Raw genomic sequence first — 20,424 nt, 5'->3', positions numbered from 1 at the left:
CCGGCCGACGGTGCCGGGGACCGCTTGACGTACCCGGCGCCGCACCACCGGCCGGACTCTTCGCCGACTCGCCGGATCCCGCTTGAGGACCGGCCCTACAGCGTCTTGAGAGCCTGGGCGAGCTGGGCCCGGGTCGTGATGCCGAGCTTGGGGAAGATGCGGTACAGGTGCGAACCGACCGTGCGCGGGGAGAGGTAGAGCTGTTCCCCGATCTGACGGTTGGACAGTCCCTCGGCGGCCAGTCGGGCGATCTGCATTTCCGGCGGGGTCAGTTCCGCGGCGCGGCGCGCCGGCCAGGCCGGCGCGGGCTGTCCCGCGGCACGTAGTTCCGCACGGGCCAGCTCGACCCAGGGTCCGGCGCCGATGCCCTCGAAGGCAGCCAGGGCCGCTCGCAGCGGACTGCGCGCCTCCGCGCTGCGCCGTCTGCGCCGCAGCCAGGTGCCGTACGCGAGATCCAGCCGTGCCCGAGGCCAAGGCCAGCGCACCAGATCCGCCGCGAGCGCGCGTTGGAAGGCTTCCTCGGCCTCGCTCTCTTCCGCCAGAACGGCGTCGGCGTAGCGGAGGTTGACCTGAAGCAGGGCAGCCGGACACTCGCCCCAGCCGCGCCGCGCCTCGGCGAGGACCTCCCGCGCCTGTGCCCGCAACCCGGCCCGGGCGGCCGCGTCGGCCAGGAATCCGACGCCGCCGAAGCTCTCGCGCTGGTTCCCGTACGGGCCTGTGGTGTCGAACAGGGCCACCAGGGCCGCGTATGACTCCTGGGCTCGGCCCTCCACCAGCAGCGCGATGCCGCGCACGAGCTGGGCGCAGGTGAGCAGGTCGTCGATGCCCTTGGACAGCAGTTGCTCCTCCACCTCGGCGGCAAGACGCAGCGCCGTGCTGGTGTCCCCGTTCAGGGCGGCCACCTTGGCGTCGCCGACGAGGGTCCCGGCGGACCAGATGGGCTGCCCGGTGTCGACGGCCAGCCGGTGTCCTTCCTCTGCCGCCTGTGCGGCCAGGCGCCAGTAGCCGAGGTCGAGCCGGGTCTGGATCTGCATGCCGAGGACGTGTGGAAGCAGTCCGAGCCGTCCCTGGTCACGCAGCCGGGCCTCTGCCCGGTCGAGGAAGTCGGCCGCGAGCGCGGTCTCGCCCACCGCGTGCGCGGCCATCCCCAGCAGCCTCAGGTTGTCCGCCTCGGTGGTCAGTTCGACGTCCTGCCCGGCCCGCACCAGTAGTCTGCGGACCTCGCCCGCCTCCCGGATCGGATCGGCGACCCCGAGGGCCGCAACATAGTGCGGGTGACGTTCGGCACCGGTCAGCCCTCGCGTCACCGCCACCACCCGGGACCGGGCCTCCTGCCCGGGCTCGGCCCACCAGCATCGCAGTGCCGCGCCCAGCAGCAGGTTGAGCGCCAGGGAGACGTCGCCGGCCGTGGCGGAGCGCTCCGCCACGGCGCACAGGGCGAGCACCGGGGCGGGATCGCCGGGTACGCCGTCCTCGAAGATCTCCTCCATCCAGGTCATCCGTGCCCGCTCCAGCTCCAGCAGGTCCTCTCGCGCCGCGGCGTCCAGCAGGCGGCGCACCAGGTCGGCCCGGCCGAGCCCGAAACCGTGCTCCGCCGCGAGCAGTAGCCGCCGTCCCGCGTCGGCCGAGTCGGGAGACAGCTCGGCGGCGCGCGCGAGCATCTCGATGGCCGTCAGGGCCGAGCCGCGCTGGAGGGCGAGCAGATGGTTGGCCTCCAGCCGGGCGGCAACCTCCTCGTCGGCGGTGTCGAGCGCGAGAGCGTGGTGCCAAGGCCCGCGGTAGGGGTTGTCGGCGAGGAGCCGGGCCAGCGCCTCGTGGGCGGCCCGGAGCCGCTGCGGCGTGGCCGCCTGCAGGACGCCGGAGCGCACCAGCGGATGGCGGAAGCGGACTCGCAGACCGTCGAGACGTATGAGCCCGGCCCCGGCCGCCGGTTCCAGCTCGTCCATGGTCAGCTGACGGCCGTTCAGCAGGGAGGCGGCACCGAGTATCTCGACGAGTTCGTCGCCGGAGTCGACCGCGGCCACCAGCACCGTGTCGCGGGTGGCCTTCGGCAGGTCGCGCAGCCGACCGACGAAGGCACGCTCCAGCCGTCCGGTGAGCGTCAGCCCGTCTCCGTGTCCGCCCGAATTCTGGGCGGAGGCCGCGAAGCTGACGGCCGACCAGTTCGTCGACAGCTCCACAAGGGCGAGCGGATTGCCCTCGGCACTGGCGTGGATACGATCCCGGACGGCCGGATCAAGGTCGGCGCGGACCCGCTGGAGCAGCACGGTCGCGTCCGTCTCCGTGAGTCGGCCCACGTCGACGCGGCGCAGATCGGCCGGGGCCGGCCGCTCCCCGGCGTCCGTACGCGACGTGGCCAGCAGCACCACCGGGTCGTATCCCAGGCGCCGTGCGACGAAGGCCAGCGCGTCGGCGCTGGGCTGGTCCACCCACTGTAGGTCGTCCACGCACACCAGCACCGGCGCCTGGGCGGCGGCCTCGACCAGCAGGTCCAGCGCGGCCAGAGCGACCAGGAAGGGCTGCGGCGCGGGCCCCTGGCGCAGACCGAGCGCGGTCAGCAGGGCTCCGCGTTGCGCGGCGGGCAGGTCGGCAGCCCGGTCGAGCGATCCCGCGAGCAGTTGGTGCAGGCCCTGGAATGGCACCTGGACGGCCGCCTCGGAGCCGGCCACCGTCAGCACCGTGAAGCCCGCCTGCTCGGCTCGCCGCCGCGCGGCGGCGAGCAGGCTCGTCTTGCCGATCCCCGGCTCCCCCGCGAGAACCAGAGCTCCGCCGCCCTCGGCCGTCAGGAGACGGTCGATGACCCGCAGTTCCGCGCGCCTGCCCACCAGCACCTCTGGGTCGAGGGGAGCGGGGACACCCGTCCGGACACATTCAGAACCAGCCATGCCCAGGATCGTACGTGTCCGGAATACCGCACATCTGGTGCTGCTTTGTGTCAGCGGTACCACTGTGCCAGGACGCGTCCGAAGAAGCTGTCCCCGTCGATGGATCGCCCCTCCGCCTCGACGGGAACGAACGCGAAGGTGTCGGCGAGCCAGGCGTGTACGGGGCGGCGGCGACATCGAGGAGCGCGGTACCGCTCCGCCCCGACAGAAGGATCCGCAGATGCCTGCGGTCAGCAGCTCTCGCGAGAGCACCCAGGTGACGGCACCGCCGGCCACGTTCTTCCTTCGTGCGGGTGCGCGCTGTTGCCTTTTCGTCAGGAATCAGCCTCCCCGAATCAGCGGTGCCGTGCGTGCGTCGAGTGACTGCGCACAGCACCCAGACCCGGTACGGCAGCGGGCCGAGTCCGGTCGCCCGTGGCGGTGTGCACGTAGGTCGGACACCAGGCCGCGGACCGCCGATTCGGGAAGATCAGGGCATGCCGACCCCATGGGGGACCGGAGGCGCCGCACGGGCGTCAGTCATCCGACTGAAGCCGACGCCACGGTGTGCGGATCACGATGCTGTGTACCCCGTCCCACCAGCACCGGGAGGACATCGCCATGACCCGCCGTGCCCGACGCCGGATGAGGTCCGCGCCGTCCGGAGGACAAGGAGCAGACAGCATGATCCCCAGACACCGCCCGCTCGTTGACTACTGGGACTGGCAGCGTCACGCGCGCTGCCGGGGAGTGGACACCTCGGTCTTCTTCTCCCCGACAGGCGAGCGCGGCCGACAGCGCCGCGCCCGGGAGGAGAAGGCCCGGGCCATCTGCCTGCGCTGCCCCGTCAAGGCCGCCTGCGCCCGCACGGCCCTGCGCAGTGGGGAGCAGTACGGTCTCTGGGGCGGACTGACCGAGAAGGAGCGCGAGCCGTTCCTGCCCCGTCGCAAGGCCCTGCCCCCACCGCGAGCAGACTGACGCCTGAACGGTCCGGGCCAGGACGGCAGTGGGTGTGTCACGCCGCACCGCGGTCCTGGCCTGAGCCTCACCCCGTCAAACCACCGCCGACGCCTCAGAACACCAGTGGACGCGGCTTGTGCTGAATGCTGATCCAGTGGTGCGTGGTGAAGTCGTCGGCTACCCATGTGCCGCCGAAACGGCCGATGCCGGACGCCTTCTCGCCCCCGAAGGCGGCGTGGACATCGTCGTGCACGGTCGTGTCGTTGATGTGGGTCATGCCGGCCTCCACCTGCTGGGCGAAGCGCAGGCCGCGCTCCACGTCGCGGGTGAAGACGCCGCTGGAGAGGCCGTAGCGGGTGTCGTTGGCGATCCTGAGGGCGTCGCCCTCGTCGTGGGCACGGATGAGGGTGGCGACTGGGCCGAAGACCTCCTCGGCGGCCGTGGTGACGTAGTTGTCGCCGAGGAGTACGTGGGGCGGCAGCACGCGGCCGGTCGGGCCGGTCGGTTCGCCTGAGAGCAGCAGTTTGGCCCCGCCTGCCACCGATTCGGCGACCTTCCCCCGAATGCCGTCCAACTGCTTGTGGCTGATGACGGGTCCGATCTCGGTGGATGCCTCTCGGGGGTCGCCGGTACGCAGTGCGCGGGCGCGTTCGACGAATCGCTCCACGAACTCGTAGTACACCGAGGTGTCGATGATGACGCGGTTGGTCGCCATGCAGATCTGGCCCTGGTGGTAGTAACTGCCGAACACCGCGCATTCGACGGCCCGCTCGAGGTCGGCGTCGTCCAGCACCACCAGCGGACCGTTGCCGCCCAGCTCCAGTGCGAGCTTCTTCAGGCCCGCCTTGGCGGCGATGCCCTGGCCCACGGGAGTGGAGCCGGTGAACGAAATCACCCGCGGGATCTCGTGCTGCACGAGGTGGTCGCCCACATCGCGTCCCCGGCCGACGACCACGCTGAGCAGGCCCGGCGGCAACCCGGCCTCCTCGTACACCTTGGCGAGCAGCAGGCCGCCGGTGACCGGGGAATCTTCGGCGGGCTTGAGTACGACGGCGTTGCCCAGCGCCAGCGCGGGGGCGACGGAGCGGTTGGACAGATACATCGGGAAGTTCCACGGGCTGATGACGGTGACCACCCCGGCGGGCTTGCGGTAGACCCGATTCTCCTTGTCGGGGACGTCCGTGCCGACGACATCGACGACATCGACGGTGTGCCCGACCGCGGCGGCGGTGACCGCGGCGACGATGTCGACCTCCACGCGTGCCCGGGCGCGGGTGGCGCCGATCTCGCACGTCAGCCAGTCGGCGAGCTCGTCCCCCCGCTCCATGACGATGGCGGCGGCTCGTTCGAAGACCGCCGCCCGATGCTCGGGGCTGGTCCGCGCCCACGCGCGCTGCGCCTCGCGTGCCCCGCGGTAGGCGAGGTCGACGTCCGCTTCAGCGGCCAGCGGGATCTCGGCGAGAATCTCGCCGCTGTAGGGGTTACTGTCGCTGAGCACGGAACCGGCGCCGCCGTGGCGCCACTCACCGGCCAGCGGCATCCGGTCGAAACCGGCGTAGGGGACAGGTTTGTCGGACATGACGTTTCCTCCTCGCGAGGTCACACGGCGCGCGACCGGCCGACCCCGGGACGGGTGGGTTGACGTACCGGCGGCGTTTCGCCCCTGCTCGGTACACGGTTCCGCGGCAAAGGACGTCCGCTACAGGCCCTGCTGTGCAAGCCAGTCGAGGCAGGCGTCGGCGACCGCGCGCCAGCCGCTGTCGACGGTGAGCGAGTGACCGCGGTCGGGGAACTCGACGAGATCGGTCACGGCCGTCGAATGGCGGTACTGCTTGAGTGTGGACTTGGTGATGGCCTCCGGCACGGTGTGGTCCTGGCCGCCCATGATCAGCAGCAGCGGCCCGCGGGCATCGTTGCCGGTGTCGACCTTCGCGGGTGAGTGCGCGGAGAAGTTGGCTCCGGCGGCTTCGAACAGGGGTTTGCCCGGCGCTGGGATGGTCCACCGCTCGTACAGCTCGTCCGACTCCTCGGCGCTGACCGCGTTGCCGAAGGCGAACCGAAATTGCTCAGCTGTGAGCGACACCGCCCGGTGCTTGTTGGCCGGACTGCTGAACACGGGAAAGGTCGAGCGCAGCGCCGAAAGCGGCAGCGGGAGCACGCCCCTGATCTGTGCCGCGTCGATGGCGATCGCGGCGGCCGCGCGGTTCTGGCCCAGCAGCTTCTCGGCGATCATGCCACCGAAGGAGTGGCCTATGAGGATGGGCGGCTGGGGCAGCTCGGCGATGATGGCCGCATAGTGCTCCACTACGTCGTCGATGCCCTGGTCGGCGATGCTCTCGGGTTTCGCGCGAGCCTCTTCGACCGTCTCCCCCACGCCGGGCCAGCCGGGCGCGAGCGGGCGGTAACCCGTCTCCTCGAACAACTCTTCCCAAGGCGCCCAAGAGGAGGCGTGCAGCCAGAGGCCGTGAATGAAGATGACAGGTGCGGCGTTGCCGGCCATGACAGGGTCCCTTCGCAGAGAGGATTCCAGGGGATGTCGCTACGCCTGCATGTTTTCGGGTGGGCGGCGTCTCCCGCTTGAGTCATCCGACTGTGCGCGTCCCGCCCCATAACAGGCGGTGGGGCAGGTTCCGACACGGAGAAGCGGGCCGCGTCCCACCGGTGGCCAGGGACTTCTCACCTCTCTGCGGGAGTGGTCTCTCTCCTTCTCCGGGCAGCTGAAGCCTTGCGCATGAGCGTTTCGCGCGTCGTCTCTGTCAAGCCACCCCAGATTCCGTGCCGTTCGCGATGACTCATGGCGTACCGCCGACACGGATTCCGGACCGGGCACCGGCCACATATCTCGAGCGCGCGCTCAACGGCGTCCTGGTCGTTGGGGAGCGGAAAGAAGCTGTCGGCGTCAGCACCACGGCACTGCGCCCTCTTCCACCAGCCCGCCGCTTGACCGGCGGGCGAACCGCTGGACTCCCTCGCCCGCAGGGTGAGGTCCGAGTTCGGCAACTCTGTTGTCTCTGCCGCATCGGGGATGTTCATGGCATGACTCCCTCGGAGTCGGCGGCCGTGGCCACATGGGTCGATCGACGCCCACAGCCATGAACCAGGCGTCATGATTTCCGTGAGTTCGAGGGTCGTTCGGCGCCGGTGGCCGGGCCGCCGGCGCCGAACGACCGGCCGGTCAGCGCCAGTAATCGTTGGCAGCCGCGATCGTGGCGAACTCCAGTGCCACGACCTGGGTGGCTGCGATCAGTCCGTCGGGGCCACCTGCGTACCCCGGCCGTCCTGCCTTGAGTACGTCAAGGTCGGGTTGGATGGTGTGCACGGTGTTGCGTGCCATCGCTATGGCCAGGGCCCTCCCCTCTTCGGGGGTAGCGGTGATGAGCGTACCGCCGGGAACCAGGATCAGCGCTTCGTCGGGAACTCGGTTCATGATGTCGGGCTTCCTGTATCGATTCGGTCGGGGGTTTGGGACTCGGCGAGGAAGTTCAGCAGCAGGCGGGTCATCTCCCGGGGCTGTTCCTCGAAGATCCAGTGACCGGAGTCGGCGACCACACCGCCCTGGACGTGTCGGGCGTAGTGGCGGACCTGGTCGGGAACGCTCGTTCCGAGACTGCTCTCGGCTCCCAGAGCCAATACCGGCATGTCCAGCGGCTCCTTGGCGTACGTCTTGTTGTCGGCGACGTCCTGGTTGAGCGCCCGGAACCACTCGAAGCTCGCGCGCAGGTGAGCGCCGTCGCTCAGCCGCAGGGCGTACTCCCGTACCGCGGCGGGCTCGGTGGCACGGTCCTTGTGCACGGCGAGCATGGCCACGAACCGGTCTATCCAGGTCTGCTCGCGCCCCTTGACCACCGCTTCGGGAAGGCCGTTGGTGACGTCGAAGAATCCGAAGTTCCAGAAACCGGGTCCGGAGGGGGTCAGTGCCGGGAAGTTGTAGATGCTCTGGTCCGGTATCGGTGCCTCCGTGAGAACCAACTTGGCGACCTCGTCGCGGTGTTGGGCGGCGTAGGAGTAGGCCACCATGGTGCCGATGTCGTGGCCCACCAGGTTGACGTGCTGGGTCAGGCCGAGACGGACGAGCAGCGCGTGCAGGTCCTCGGCCATCGTCTTCTTGTCGTAGCCGGCGTGCGGTGCACTGGATTCGCCGGCCCCGCGCAGGTCGGGTGCGATGACGGTGTAGTGCTTGGCGAGGGCGGGCATGACCGATTTCCACTCGTACCACGTCTCCGGGTAACCGTGCAGAAGTACAAGGGTCGGCCCATGACCGCCGCGAACATAGTGCACATCGATGCCGTGTACGTGGGTGGTGCGTTCGACGAATCCGGTCGGCGGCCGCGCTCCCGTCGTCTTCGGGGAGGCGGCTGCCGTGGAGGTTGCGACGAGCGAGGCCGTCGCTGCGATGAGCGCTGCGGCCACCAGCATCGAGAGGGCGACACGCCAACGGCGTTTGAGGGTCTGCATGTGATGACCGTAGAAATGCCAATCGGAATTCTCTTGAGTCGACTGACTGCGCCGCCGGTTCCTGCTGCGCCGTGGATCGAAGGGCACTGCGGGCAGAGAGGATCAGCCGGAGTTCTCGACGGCCTCGAGCACGATCCGGACCACTGCGTCGGGATGCGAGACCATCACCGCGTGCGATGAGTTGACGGTCTCGATGTGGGCGTGCGCCCGCTGTGCCATGAACCGCTGGCCGGCCGGTGGAACGGCCTTGTCGTTGAGCGTGATCAGGTCCCAGCTGGGAACCGTCTTCCATGCGGGGGACCCTGAGGGCTCGGTTTCGGCGGTGAGCGACAGCGGTCGCTGAGTCGCGGCCATCCGGGCCGCCGTACCCGCGCGCACGTCAGCGGCGAACACCGACCGGAAGTCCGCCGACTTGATGTAGACGTCGGCATCAGTGCCGCCCGGCGCTGCCGGGTTCGGGAACTGGCGCACGTCTGTCGTGGCCGCCCCGAGGAGGGACCCTGGGTAAGTGTTCGGGTCGAGCACCGTGGCGATGCTCTCGCCCTTGTCCGGGACGAAGGCGCCGACGTACACGAGCGCCTGGACGTTGGCGACGCCACGAGCGGCGTTGGTGATGACCGCACCGCCGTAGGAGTGTCCGACCAGCACGATCGGGCCGCTGATCGTAGCCAGGATCGAACGTACATAGTCGGCGTCGCCGGTGAGGCCGCGCAGCGGGTCGGACGCGGCGAGCACCGGGTAGCCGAGACGCTGCAGCCGCGAGATCTCGGCGTCCCATCCAGTGGAGTCGGCGAAGGCGCCATGCACGAACACGATCGTCGGTCTGCCGCTTGCGGCGGCCCTGTCCGCAGCCGTAGGCGGGACGGAGGCCGCGGCAGTGCCGACGGACACCAGCCCGAGCAGGCCTGCGGTGATGGTCACGGTACGACGCTTCCAGTTCACGGCGGTGGAGCGCCGCAGGTTCGAGGACATGATCTTCCTTCCGTTGAACGGCCCGGAGCGGACGGGAGTGTGCCGCTCCGCCTGGCCGCTGTGCCGACGCTAGGGCTGCCGGGAGAGGGCACGCTTGCGTCAGGTGACTGCGTCTTGGCACAGGCCGCGAGTGAAGCTTCCCCTTGATCGTGGACACCTGGAGACTGGGACGTGAGAGCCCAGAGGAAGCAGTGCCAGGTGGGAAGCAAGTACACGAATCGCTACTCGGACGAGTACAAGCGGGACGCGATCGAGCTCGTGCGTCGTCGGGCCGGACGGTGACCGAGGTCGCCCGGGAGCTCGGGGTCAGTTCGGAGTCGTTGCGGGGCTGGGTGAAGAAGGCCAGTGCTGCCCAGGACACCGGATTGGTCCCCGCCGCCTGACGGGTCGGGCAGAGCGCCGCTGACCGGGACGAGGAGCTGAAGCGGCTGCGGAAGCTGTTGCATCAACCGGTTGACTCCGCCACTGCCTTCTTCGCGAAGGAGAGCGACCGGTGAGCGAGATATGCCGGTTCATCCACGCGGAGAAGGCGAACTACACGGTCGTGCTGCTGTGCAAGGTGATGAAGACGGCCCGCTCTACTTACTACGCGTGGGTGGCCGGCGCCGAAGCCCGCGAGGCGAGGCGGGGGGCGGATGAGGCCCTGGCGCACGCGATCACGGTGATCCACATCGCATCCCGGCGGAACTACGGCGTCCCGCGCGTTACCGCCGAACTGCGCCGGCGAGGCCGACCGGTCAACCGCAAGCGGGTGGCGCGGGTCATGCGGGAACACGGCATCGCCGGGAACAGCCGGCGCACCGGCCGCCGCAGCCTGACCAAGGCCGACACCAAAGCCGCCCCGTCGCCGGACCTGATCGGCCGGGACTTCACCGCCACCCGCCCCGGAACGAAGATCGTCGGGCACATCACCTACATCCCCACGGCCGAGGGCTGGCTCTACCTCGCCTCGTGGCTGGACCTGGCCACGCGCGAAGTCATCGGGTAGTCGATGGCCGACCACCATCGCGCTGAACTCGTCGTCGACGCCCTCGATATGGCCGCCGCACTGGGCCGCCTGGAACCCGGCTGCGTGATCCACAGCGACCGCGGATCGGAATACATCTCCGGACAACTCCGCGACAAAATAAGCAAGTTGGGACACCGGCAGAGCATGGGCCGGACCGGGAGCTGCTTCGACAACGCCGCCGCGGAGAGCTTCTGGGCCGTACTCAAAGAGGAGATCGGCACCCGCTTCTGGCCCGACCGGGCCACCGCCCGCGCCGACATCTTCGAATTCGTCGAGACCTTCTACAACAGACGCCGTCTGCGCAAGCACATCCACTGGGGCTACCTCACGCCCCACGAAACACGCCTGCGCTACCGGCAAGACCAAGCCCTCGCGGCGTAACGACAACGTGCCCAAGATCACGAGGAAACTTCAGTTGTAGAAGGTCTCGATGAAGGAGAAGACCTCGGCTCGGGCTGTGGCCCGGTCGGGCCAGGTACGGGTACCGATCTCCTCTTTGAGTAGAGCCCAGAAGCTCTCCGCGGCAGCGTTGATGCCCCTATGGATGTCAAGCGGCGTCTCGGGCTGGTTCCGTGGGGTGTGCCGCGGTGTTTGCGGGGACGATGTGCCGGTAGATCTCTCGTGCGACGTACCGTTTGAGGCAGCGGATGATCTCGCGTTTGGTTTTGCCCTCCGCGAGGCGTCGCCGCAGGTAGTCCTGGGAAGGGCCCGGCCAGCGCAGGCGGCTGAGGACGATCCGGTAGAGAGCGGCTTTGGCCTGGCGGTCGCCGCCGCGGTTGAGTCTGCGGCGCTGAGTCTTGCCGGAGGATGCCTCGACCCGGCTGGTGCCACACAGGGCGGCGAAGGATGCCTCGCTGTCGAGGCGTTCGGGGTTGTCACCGGCCGAGATGAGCAGGGCTGCTGCGGTGTCCGGGCCGACGCCGTGGGCGTCGAGCAGGCCCGGAGTTCTCGCTCGGATCGCTTCTGCTATCCGCTTGTTGAGGTCGTTGATCTCCTCGGTCAGGCGCTGGATGCGGCGGGCCAGCAGTCGCAAGGTGTGCCGCGCAGCGCCTGCCAGCCCGGAGACTTCCGGCTCCGCGAGCAGAGCGCACTGTTGGAACAGTCTCGGGTTGCTCAGCCCTGCCAGGGACTCGCGAAGTTCGGCATCGGCGCAGACCAGAACGCTCTTGAGCCGGTTGATGGCCTGCGTCCTGGACTTGATCGCGGACCCCTTCGCCAGCTTGAACAGCCGCAGCATCTCCACCGGGCCGTCGCTCGTCTTCGCTGCGGCGGTGGCGCGACCGGACAACACGGCGCGGGTGGCGGCTTCGGCATCGATGGCGTCGGTCTTGCCGTGGCGCCGTCGGGCGGCCTTGTCGGGCTGGTTGACTTCGCATCCCGAACGAGCGTGTCCAGGACAGGAGTTGACGATATCCCTCGGCGGTCGCCGGGAAGCTGCGGCCGTCCAGAGCGGCGCCGAGCGTGGTGATGACGGCCGCAGCGTGGACGTCTTTGTGGGTGTCAACACCGAGCAGGATGTCCTCCTCGGCCTCGGCTGGGGCGTGACATGGGGCCGTGGGCTGCGTGATGCTGGGCAAGGTCGCTGGTCTCCTGATCGCTTCGGGTGCCGGTGGCCGTCGCCGGGCCGGGGCGGTCAAGACTGTGACGGTGCCTGTCGCGAAGGCCCCTATCGGGACACATCCCCTGCCCGGCGGCAGCGAGTACCGCTCCAGGCTGTGGCCGACGGATCAACGCCAAGGCAACAACGCCAGTCGAAACACGGGTCAGGCCACCGCCCGGAACGGCACTCGATCATCCTCACAGTCGAAACATGATCCGGTGCGCCCGCAACTGTGCCGCAGCCCCAACTCCCCCATTTCGGGGGCAGAACTGGGTCGACGTGTATTCACTGCCGCGATCGCTGTGGATCACGTAGCCGGGCTCCAGATGAGCCCGGCCGTGGGCCATGTCGAGGGCGTCGACGACGAGTTCGGCGCGGTGGTGGTCGGCCATGGCGTAGCCGACGACCTCGCGGGTGGCCAGGTCCAGCCAGCAGGCGAGGTAGAGCCAGCCCTCGGCGGTGGGCAGGTAGGTGATGTCGCCCACCAGCTTGGTCCCGGGACGCTCGGCATGGAAATCACGGCCGATCAGGTCCGGGGCCGGCTTCGCCTTCGCATCCGGCCGGGTCAACGAACGCCTCCTGCGCCGGGTGACGCCACGGATGTCGCGCTCACGCATCACGCGGGCGACGCGCTTGCGGTTCACCCGCCGGCCCAGGCGGCGCAGTTCGGCGTGGATGCGCGGGACACCGTAGGTGTGCCGGGAAGCGATGTGCAGAACGGTGATCTCCTGCGCGAGCGCGTCGTCGGCGGCCTGACGGGCGCAGCGGGCGGCCTCGCCCTCGCGCCAGGCGTAGTAGGAGGAGCGGGCGACCTTCAGCACCCGGCACAGCAGGACGATCGGGTAAGTCGCCTTCTCCGCGTGAACCAACCGGTACAGCTCGCTCACCGGTCGTTCTCCCTCACCGTCGCTTTTTTCAGGATCTCGATTGTTCTGCTGCTGTTCGCGGACCTCCTTGTGTAGCCGCTTGAGCTCCTCGCGCTCGGCGCTGGTCAGCTCGCCGGACTCGACCTCGCCCCGGTCCGCTCTTGCACGGGGCCCTACGCCGTCCGGCAGGTCCGCAGCTGATGTGGGCGCCGAAGACGGCATACCGCTGCGACTGCCGTCTGGGAATGCTCAAACGTGCACAGTTTTCCGACCTAACGGGTAGGAATGGCGATCGGAACACGACAGGGTGCACCGGAGACTCCACAATTCAGCGGACGTGGTCGTCGCTTGGAGCTGTGCTTCGCGACAACCCGGAGCAATGCCGGAGACACCGAGAAGAGAACAGTCCATGACGCGGGGCCGAGCTGCCCGAACGACGCCTATGCCACTGCCCAGGGCGGCGTCGACGGTTGGGATGTCGACATGATCGACGCACGGGCGCTCAGGGAGTCCTTCGCGGCGGTTTGCAGGCAGGGCGATGAGGTTCCACGGTACTTCTACTCGCATCTCTTCCTGGTTGCCCCTGAAGTGAGACCGATGTTCCCGGTCTCGATGGGCATCCAGCGGGACCGGCTGCTGGCGGCCCTCGGCCGGATCGTCGCCCAGGTCGACCGCGTCGACGAGCTGACTCTGTATCTGCAGCAACTTGCCCGGGATCACCGGAAGTTCGATGTGGTGGAGCAGCACTACAAGGTCGTCGGCCAGAGCCTCCTCGCCACCCTTGGCTACTTCCTCGGCGAGGCCTGGACACCCGAACTCGAGCGAGGGTGGGCGGAGGCCTACACGCTCGTCGCGCGGACGATGATCGCGGCGGCCGAAGCGGACAAGCAGCTCAACCCGGCTTGGTGGAATGCAGAGGTCGTCCACCACGAGCACCGCGGCTTCGACCTCGCGGTCGTCACGCTGCAGCTCTCCCAGCCGATGCGGTACACCCCCGGCCAGTCGGTCATGGTCGAACTGCCCACAATGCCCAGTACCTGGCGGGCGTTCACGCCCGCCAACGCGCCGCGCGGCAACCACACCATAGAGCTGCATGTGCGATCGGTCGACGGTGGCATTGTCAGTCCCGCTGTGGTGTACGGGCTGCAACTCGGAGACGTGGTGCGGCTCGGTGCCCCCATGGGGGATACGTTGACCCTGGAGCGGTCCCTGGGCCGGGACCTGGTGTTGGTGGCCGGCGGTACCGGTCTGGCACCCATGCGCGCGCTCGTCGAGGAGCTGACCCTCTTCGGTGCGCACAGGCAGGTCGATCTCTTCTTTGCCGCACGTGACGCCTCTGGGCTGTACGACCTGCCCGCACTACACGGCATGGAGCAGGCGTACCACTGGTTCCGGGTGCATCCGCTGGTCGGTGCCGATGCGGGGACCCTGGAGAACCGGAGCGTGGCCGGACCCGTGCTGCGGAGCGGCCGATGGGATCAGCGCGCCGTCTACGTGTGCGGCTCGCCGAGCATGGTCTCCGCGACGGTGCGCGAACTGGCGCAGGCAGGCATCTCGCGCGAGCTGCTGCATTTCGAAGACGCACGGTGATCGGAGGAACGTGAACGGGACAACTCAGTCCGGAGGCGGCGAGAGCGTCTTCGACCGCCCGGTGACCCCGGAGGAACTCCGCTCCATGACTTTCCCCCGGGCCCCTCTGACCCGGCGGGGATATGTGGAGGAGGACGTGCATGCAACCCTGCGCCGTGCCGCCGAGGCGCTCGGCCACCAGATCGAGGACAACACCAGGCTACGAGTGGATTTGCAGCGCCAGCGGGACTGGATACGGGCCAACAACATCACCGGCGATTCCACACCGATCGGTGTGCCCGGGGTGGACGCCGTTCTGCAGCAGGCCCGCGCCCAGGAGCTGGCGGACCAGACCATCTCGAACGCGCATCGTCAGGCGAAGGGACTCGTGCAGGCCGCCCGGGCGCAGGCCGAGGCCATCCTGCGGCAAAGCCACGAGCAGGCCTCGATGATGGTGGCGCAGGCGACGACGCAGGGACTGGGCGAGGCAGGCCACGAGAGTGTGGAGCGTCTCGTGGCGGCGGTGCGGAGGACCGCCGAGGCGCTGATGGCGGACGTGGACGCCATCAGTGCTCAGCGGGCCCCGATGGCGACGGTCGTGGTCGACACGAGGGGAGCGGCTCCAGATCCCCGGCTGGCTTGAAAAGTCATGGCGGATGCAGAGGCATCGGCCTCCGTGTGTGCGGTGGACGAAGTTCACCGATCTGGCGAGTTCGACGTCACCCGTGACGAAGACGAGGCGTCATGGGCCTGGGCCATCATGGTTGAGCCGACCGAGATGTCCCAGTCGAGGTCGCCCGCGGCGTCGGCCTGGGCCTGGACCTGCTGAAGCAGGCGTTCCCAGGTGCCGTCGGCCGGCCGCAGCCGCGTTCGTAGACCGTCTTCCACGGCCCGAACCGTTCGGGCAGGTGGCGCCACTGCACCCGGAGCAAAATCATGGCGCGGCCGGGTGACGTGCCACGACCTCCCGGCGTGGGACCCGGGTCTTCGCTGGTACTCCGGCGCGAGGACCCCGCTGGTCAGGTGCTCGCTCCGCCGGGGAACAGGCGATCCATCGCAGCGGTGCCCGTCGCTGCCTCCCCCCCACGTCCACGGCTTTGGCGACCGGCTCGGCCAACACCTCCACCACCGCTTCCCGGGCGAAGACCAGCCGTTCAACAGCCCACTCGGCGTCATCGAGCACACCAGCGATCCGGGCCGCTTCCTCCCGCGCCCGCTCGACCGCTTCCCGCGCGGCCGACTCCTTCGCCTCCCATGGACCCAGCACCGACGGCACTGGCCGCCTCCGCTCGATCAAGAAGCAGCATGACGCCCCAACGCTGAGTCTCCGAAGCGGACTTCACTCCCCACCAGCAGAAACCCAATAACCATGACTGGTGTGAATACGGCTGCTCAGGTCAGCGTTCACCAACTGCTCCGTGCGACTGACCCTTCAGTTGTAGTTCGCCGATCAGGTTCACAGGGTAACTCCCTGTTATGGACGACTGGTCCGGCGATGTGGCACAAGTAGCCGGGTGGGATGCTGAGTTGGGGGAGTTGCTGCGACAGGTCGGCGACGTCTTCCCCCGGGCGGATCTGCGGCGGCGGGCGAAGGCGTGTGTGCGCGGGCTGTTGGGCCCGGTCTCCCGCAAGAATGGCTGGCAGCTGGCCGAGTACGCCGGCTGGCGGCGCCCCGACGGGCAGCAGCACTTACTGGACCGGGCGAAGTGGGACGTCGATGAGCTGCGCGACCGCGTCCGCCGGTATGCGCTGGACGGGCTGGCCGACAGCGCGGGAGGGGTGCTGGTCATCGATGAGACCGGGTTCGCCAAGAAGGGCAAGACTTCTGTTGGCGTGGCCCGGCAGTTCACCGGCTCACTCGGCGGCGTCTTTCCTTGCCAGATCGGGGTGTGCGCGGCCTGGGCCACCACCCGCGGGGCAACCCTGGTCGACCGGGCCCTCTCTGTCAGCCTTGGGTGAGACGTTCCGCTTCGGCGGGTTAGCCTGAGAGGGCACGACAGGAGAACCACCCTCTCATGACCAGCACCAAGCCCGCCGGATCCGACCCGGCCCCCCGGCCGAAGCGCCGCTCCTTCAGTCCGGAGTACAAGCTGCGGATCGTGGCCGAGTACGACGCCGCACCCGAGAACGAGAAGGGCGCGGTCCTGCGCCGCGAGCGCCTGTATCACTCGCACGTGAAGGAGTGGCGGGCCGCGCGGGATGCCGGGGCGCTGGAGAAGCTGGTCGACAAGCGCACCAGTCCGGCCCGGCCGAAGAGGTCGGCCGCCGAGACGGAGAACGAGAAGCTTCGACGCCAGGTGGAGCGTCTGGAGAAGGAACTGGCGCGGAACAAGGCCGCGTTGGAGGTCATGGGAAAAGTACCCATGACGGCGCTGTGCGCCGGCACCGTGGCAGGATGAGAATCCGGGGCGCGTAACGGCTTCTGGCCGGTGGGTGGTTGGCTTCTGTGCGCGGGTTGAGTGCTCTGTGGCGCCGTTCGCATGCTGGTGGGGTGCGGCCCGGGCAGACGTCGGTGACGCTTGGTATCCACGAGTCCGGGGAAAAGTATGACGCTGGGGCTTGAGGGATTGTTGACTGCTGCTGCGAGCGCGAATCTCAGACTCTTTGGATCAGTAGGCCCCTTCCGGGCGGCACGTTGATGGGTGCTGTCACGGAGGAGGCCGGGCATGCAGGTGATCTTCGAGCGGTGTGCCGGACTGGACGTGCACCGGGACACGGCGGTGGCGACGGTGCGCTGGCCGGGGCAGCGCAGAGGTTCACGGGCAACGGAGACCCGGACCTTCAAGACCACCGTGCGCGCGCTGGCCGACCTGGGCGACTGGCTGGTCTGCGAGGGGGTGGAGCTGGTCGGCATGGAAGCGACGGGGGTGTACTGGAAGCCCGTCTTCGCCGCGCTGGAGGGGCGGTTCACCTGCTGGCTGGTGAACGCGGCACATCTGCGGAACGTGCCCGGCCGCAAGACCGATGTCGCTGATTCGGTGTGGATCGCCCGGATCCTGGAGTGCGGTCTGGTGCGGCCGTCGTTCGTGCCGGTGCAGGAGTTTCGTGAGCTGCGGGATCTGACGCGGGCGCGTACGGCGGTGTCCCAGGAGCGGGTGCGGGTGATCCAGCGGCTAGAGAAGGTACTGCAGGACGCCGGTATCAAGCTGACCTCGGTGGCCTCGCAGGTGTGGTCGAAGACGGCGCGGGCCGTGCTGGAGGCGCTGCTGGACGGGGTGACCTCGCCGGTGGAGCTGGCCGCGCTGGCCAAGGGACGGCTCCGCTCGAAGCGGGAGGCTCTGGAGGAGGCTCTCGAGCACCGCTTCCGTATCGAGCACCACGGTGTCATCGTGCGCGGTCTGCTGGCGCATATCGACGGGCTGGAGCAGCGGCTCGACGCCTACGATGCGGAGATCGCGATCCGGCTAGCCCCGCACCAGGAGGTCCTGGAGCTGATCCAGACCATCCCCGGGGTCGGGGCGAAGGTCGCCCAGGTGCTGATCGCCGAGATCGGTCTGGACATGTCGGCGTTCCCGTCCTCGGCTCATCTTGCCTCCTGGGCGGGGGTTTGTCCGGGCAATCATGCTTCGGGCGGCAAGCGCAGGGGCGGACGCAGCCGGCCCGGTCCGAAGTGGCTGAAGGCCGCGCTGACCGAAGCGGCCTGGGGCGCGGTCAAGGCCAAGGGCACCTACCTGCACGCGCATCACATGCAGATCAAAGGCCGGGCGGGCGGCTTCAAGGCTCTCGGTGCGACCCGCCACGACATCGTCGTGGCCTACTGGCACATCGTCCACGACCAGGTGCCCTACCGGGAGTTGGGCCCCGACTGGGCAGCGAGGCGATTCAGCCCCGAGCAACGCGCCAGGCGGCTGACCGCCCAGCTCGAAGCCCTCGGTTTCGACGTCACCATCGGACCCGCAGGAACCGGACCCGCCTGAACCGGGCTCGACAGGAGTGCGGCCTCGCGGCGAGGCCGCACTTAAAGATGCCCGTGGGACCCCGGATTCACATCTCAGCTTCCGCGCTCTTGGAAATGATCTCCGAGAGCGCGGACTGAAGGCTGCCGCCGACCCGGTGGCCGATGACGCGTTCACTGGCGTCGAGGGCAGGCTGGGCGTGACGGCGGCGTGCCGGCTGACCGGCCGGTCGAGGGCCACCCACTACCGTCGGCTGCAGCCCCCGCCAGCACGCAAGCCCCGCTCGCCGCAGGTCCAGCCCTCGGCCCTCGCGGCCGAAGAGCGGGCTGCGGTACTGGAGTTGATGAACAGCGGCGAATACGCCGAGCTGCCACCCGCGCAGATCTGGGCCCGCGAGCTGGATGCCGGACGCTATCACTGCTCCGTCTCCACGATGTACCGGATCCTGCGTGAAAAGGGGCAGACCGGTGAGCGCCGCCGCCAGGCCACCCATCCCGCCAAGACGGTGCCCGAGCTGGTCGCCACCGGGCCCTCGCAGGTGTTCACCTGGGACATCACCAAGGCGGCCGGACCGGTCAAGGGCATCTGGTATCACGCCTACGTCATCATCGACATCTTCAGCCGGTACATCGTCGGTCACACCGTCGAGGCGGCCGAATCGGCGTCACGGGCTGAGGAGTTGATCCGAGAGACCATCACACGCAATGGCATCGTGCCCGAGACCGTGCACGCCGACCGGGGCACGTCGATGACTTCCAGGAAAGTCTCCCAGCTGCTGATCGACCTGGGAGTGGCGAGGTCACACTCGCGGCCGAAGGTCTCCAACGACAATCCCTATTCGGAGGCTCAGTTCAAGACCACGAAGTACATGTCCGACTATCCCGAACGCTTCGACTCCCTGGCCCATGCCCGCGAGTGGTTCGACGCCTTCATCGCGTACTACAACCATGAGCACCGGCATTCGGGCATCGGCTGGCACACGCCGGCATCCGTTCACTTCGGGACCGCCGAGGAGGTCCGCGACCAGCGGGCCGTCACCCTCGCCGAGGCATACGCCCGCCACCCCGAACGCTTCGGCCGCCGCCCCCGACCACCCGAAATACCTCAGAAGGCGTGGATCAACGACCCGGCCAAGCGCAGGGAACCCGCACCACAAACCTCATAGCGTCACGACCGTCTCACTGGACTTGAAATCTTCCGGGGAGATCTACCTGCCGCAAGTCTGGACAGGCGATCGCGAGCGGTGCGCGGCTGCGCAGGTGCCCGAGACCGTCGGCTTCGCCACCAAACCCCGCCTCGCCGAGAAGATGATCGACCGGATTCTCCCCGGGCTTCCGGAGAACACCTGGCTGGCCGCCGACGAGGTCTACGGTCGTGACGGCGGCTTCCGCTCCTTCGCCGAGAGCCGCTAACTGCCGTACGTGGTCAACGTTTCCAGCGCCCAGACAGTGCTGCCCCGACCGGGCTGGCGGCGTATCGACAAGCTGGCCGCCGCCGCGGACGACAGCGAGTGGCAGCTGATCGAAGCCGGCCCGAGCCAGACCGGCTCCCGCTGGTGGCAGTGGTGGGTCCGCCGGATCGCCGACCCGGAGGAGCCCGTGGGCAGCGCGGTGCGGGGGCAGCCCTGGCCGAGCCGATGGATGATCGCCCGACGCCGCCCCGAAACGCCCGACGACCTCGACTACTACCTGGCTTGGGGCCCGTCCGGCACCCCGCCGGAACACCTGGCCCACGTCGCCGGCGCGCGCTGGCGGGTGGAAGACGCGATCAAACTCGGCAAGCATCAGTGCGGGCTGGCCGACTACGAGGTGCGCCACTGGCACGGCTGGTACCGGCACATCACCCTGTCGATGCCGGCCGCCGCATTCCTGGCGGTACAGGCCGCCACAGACGACGCCGACGCCCCCGCACCGCTCCGGGAAGCCCTCAGCGGTGACGAGCCTGATGAGGAGCCCAAAGGGGGGAGCACGAGGACATCATCAGCCCCGAACAGCTCATCCCCTACACCGCGGCCGAGATCCGCAAGCTCCTTACGCTCATCCACCCGCCACCCCCACCCGAGCACGGTCGGGCCGCCCACGGACTGTGGTGGTCACGCTGGCGACGACATCACCAGGCCGACGCCAACGGGCATCATCGCAGACGCCGGACTCGCGAACTCGCCCTGAACTACAACTGAAGGGACTGACACGGCAGCTGTACTTCGTGGCCATGCGGCTGGGGTGATCTCGTT

Annotated in this window: 21 protein-coding genes and 1 pseudogene; 12 read left to right on the top strand and 10 right to left on the bottom strand. The window is 68.8% G+C overall.

All coding sequences use genetic code 11. The features are described 5' to 3' along the window. Positions 1-95 precede the first annotated feature (95 nt). Positions 96-2,885, bottom strand: coding sequence for a helix-turn-helix transcriptional regulator (locus OG568_RS05165; protein ID WP_329530498.1), 2,790 nt, complete (start codon positions 2,883-2,885; stop codon positions 96-98). A 663-nt stretch (positions 2,886-3,548) separates the two neighbouring features. Here OG568_RS05165 and OG568_RS05160 point away from each other — a divergent pair. After that, the gene (locus tag OG568_RS05160; protein ID WP_329530497.1) at positions 3,549-3,842 is read left to right on the top strand and encodes a WhiB family transcriptional regulator; all 294 of its coding nucleotides are present in this window, start codon (positions 3,549-3,551) and stop codon (positions 3,840-3,842) included. A gap of 94 nt (positions 3,843-3,936) precedes the next feature. Here the strand turns inward: OG568_RS05160 and OG568_RS05155 are convergent, their stop codons facing one another. From OG568_RS05155 to OG568_RS05130, 6 genes are all read right to left on the bottom strand, one after another. Beyond that, entirely contained in the window at positions 3,937-5,403 is a 1,467-nt protein-coding gene (locus OG568_RS05155; RefSeq protein ID WP_329530496.1) for an aldehyde dehydrogenase family protein, read from the bottom strand. 120 nt (positions 5,404-5,523) lie between these two features. Beyond that, on the bottom strand, positions 5,524-6,324 hold the full coding sequence (locus OG568_RS05150) for an alpha/beta hydrolase (RefSeq protein ID WP_329530495.1): 801 nt from the start codon (positions 6,322-6,324) through the stop codon (positions 5,524-5,526). A 176-nt stretch (positions 6,325-6,500) separates the two neighbouring features. Continuing rightward, positions 6,501-6,857, bottom strand: a complete 357-nt coding sequence (locus OG568_RS05145; RefSeq protein ID WP_329530494.1) for a WhiB family transcriptional regulator — start codon at positions 6,855-6,857, stop codon at positions 6,501-6,503. Between the two features lie 142 nt (positions 6,858-6,999). After that, positions 7,000-7,251 (bottom strand): hexameric tyrosine-coordinated heme protein, encoded by a 252-nt coding sequence (locus tag OG568_RS05140; protein WP_329530493.1) that lies wholly within the window; start codon positions 7,249-7,251, stop codon positions 7,000-7,002. Next, positions 7,248-8,279 (bottom strand): alpha/beta fold hydrolase, encoded by a 1,032-nt coding sequence (locus OG568_RS05135; protein WP_329530492.1) that lies wholly within the window; start codon positions 8,277-8,279, stop codon positions 7,248-7,250. The genes OG568_RS05140 and OG568_RS05135 overlap by 4 nt, the downstream gene beginning before the upstream one ends. Before the next feature lie 102 nt (positions 8,280-8,381). Then, entirely contained in the window at positions 8,382-9,251 is an 870-nt protein-coding gene (locus tag OG568_RS05130; protein ID WP_329530491.1) for an alpha/beta fold hydrolase, read from the bottom strand. A gap of 149 nt (positions 9,252-9,400) precedes the next feature. On the opposite strand from OG568_RS05130, the gene OG568_RS61270 reads away from it, so the two are divergent. The 3 genes from OG568_RS61270 (at position 9,401) to OG568_RS05120 (ending at position 10,641) form a co-directional block, all read left to right on the top strand. After that, complete coding sequence (locus OG568_RS61270) at positions 9,401-9,634, top strand: transposase (protein ID WP_443077549.1); 234 nt, start codon at positions 9,401-9,403, stop codon at positions 9,632-9,634. A 110-nt stretch (positions 9,635-9,744) separates the two neighbouring features. Further along, a complete protein-coding gene (locus tag OG568_RS05125) occupies positions 9,745-10,239 on the top strand; it encodes an IS3 family transposase (RefSeq protein WP_329530490.1) in 495 nt (164 codons plus the stop codon). A 3-nt stretch (positions 10,240-10,242) separates the two neighbouring features. Then, entirely contained in the window at positions 10,243-10,641 is a 399-nt protein-coding gene (locus OG568_RS05120) for a DDE-type integrase/transposase/recombinase (protein ID WP_329530489.1), read from the top strand. A gap of 166 nt (positions 10,642-10,807) precedes the next feature. On the opposite strand, the pseudogene OG568_RS05115 reads toward OG568_RS05120, so the two are convergent. Together OG568_RS05115 and OG568_RS05110 are read right to left on the bottom strand one after the other, a co-directional pair. Further along, positions 10,808-11,837: pseudogene (locus tag OG568_RS05115) on the bottom strand (IS110 family transposase). 220 nt (positions 11,838-12,057) lie between these two features. Then, positions 12,058-12,948, bottom strand: a complete 891-nt coding sequence (locus OG568_RS05110; RefSeq protein WP_329530487.1) for an IS3 family transposase — start codon at positions 12,946-12,948, stop codon at positions 12,058-12,060. A 63-nt stretch (positions 12,949-13,011) separates the two neighbouring features. Between OG568_RS05110 and OG568_RS05105 the strand changes: the two genes are divergently transcribed. Both OG568_RS05105 and OG568_RS05100 read left to right on the top strand, forming a co-directional pair. Further along, positions 13,012-14,316: a globin domain-containing protein gene (locus OG568_RS05105; protein ID WP_329530486.1), complete on the top strand. Its 1,305-nt coding sequence runs from the start codon at positions 13,012-13,014 to the stop codon at positions 14,314-14,316. A gap of 10 nt (positions 14,317-14,326) precedes the next feature. Beyond that, the gene (locus tag OG568_RS05100) at positions 14,327-14,938 is read left to right on the top strand and encodes a DivIVA domain-containing protein (protein ID WP_329530485.1); all 612 of its coding nucleotides are present in this window, start codon (positions 14,327-14,329) and stop codon (positions 14,936-14,938) included. Positions 14,939-14,991: 53 nt separating this feature from the next. Here OG568_RS05100 and OG568_RS61265 read toward each other — a convergent pair whose 3' ends face one another. Then, a complete protein-coding gene (locus OG568_RS61265) occupies positions 14,992-15,183 on the bottom strand; it encodes a hypothetical protein (protein ID WP_443077548.1) in 192 nt (63 codons plus the stop codon). Between the two features lie 588 nt (positions 15,184-15,771). On the opposite strand from OG568_RS61265, the gene OG568_RS05090 reads away from it, so the two are divergent. The 6 genes from OG568_RS05090 to OG568_RS05065 all read left to right on the top strand — a co-directional run bounded on the left by OG568_RS05090 (position 15,772) and on the right by OG568_RS05065 (position 20,359). Then, entirely contained in the window at positions 15,772-16,254 is a 483-nt protein-coding gene (locus OG568_RS05090) for an IS701 family transposase (protein WP_329530484.1), read from the top strand. A 56-nt stretch (positions 16,255-16,310) separates the two neighbouring features. Then, positions 16,311-16,694, top strand: a complete 384-nt coding sequence (locus OG568_RS05085) for a hypothetical protein (RefSeq protein WP_329530483.1) — start codon at positions 16,311-16,313, stop codon at positions 16,692-16,694. Between the two features lie 267 nt (positions 16,695-16,961). Beyond that, a complete protein-coding gene (locus OG568_RS05080; RefSeq protein ID WP_329530482.1) occupies positions 16,962-18,212 on the top strand; it encodes an IS110 family transposase in 1,251 nt (416 codons plus the stop codon). Between the two features lie 136 nt (positions 18,213-18,348). Continuing rightward, complete coding sequence (locus OG568_RS05075; RefSeq protein ID WP_329530481.1) at positions 18,349-19,356, top strand: IS3 family transposase; 1,008 nt, start codon at positions 18,349-18,351, stop codon at positions 19,354-19,356. Positions 19,357-19,378: 22 nt separating this feature from the next. After that, the gene (locus OG568_RS05070) at positions 19,379-19,603 is read left to right on the top strand and encodes a transposase (RefSeq protein WP_329530480.1); all 225 of its coding nucleotides are present in this window, start codon (positions 19,379-19,381) and stop codon (positions 19,601-19,603) included. A 9-nt stretch (positions 19,604-19,612) separates the two neighbouring features. Next, positions 19,613-20,359: a hypothetical protein gene (locus OG568_RS05065; protein WP_329530479.1), complete on the top strand. Its 747-nt coding sequence runs from the start codon at positions 19,613-19,615 to the stop codon at positions 20,357-20,359. Positions 20,360-20,424: the final 65 nt, after the last annotated feature.

The sequence above is a fragment of the Streptomyces sp. NBC_01450 genome, from assembly GCF_036227505.1.
Classification (GTDB): domain Bacteria; phylum Actinomycetota; class Actinomycetes; order Streptomycetales; family Streptomycetaceae; genus Streptomyces.
Note: the sequence above shows the minus strand (reverse complement) of the source record. Positions and strands in the feature narration are given on the sequence as shown.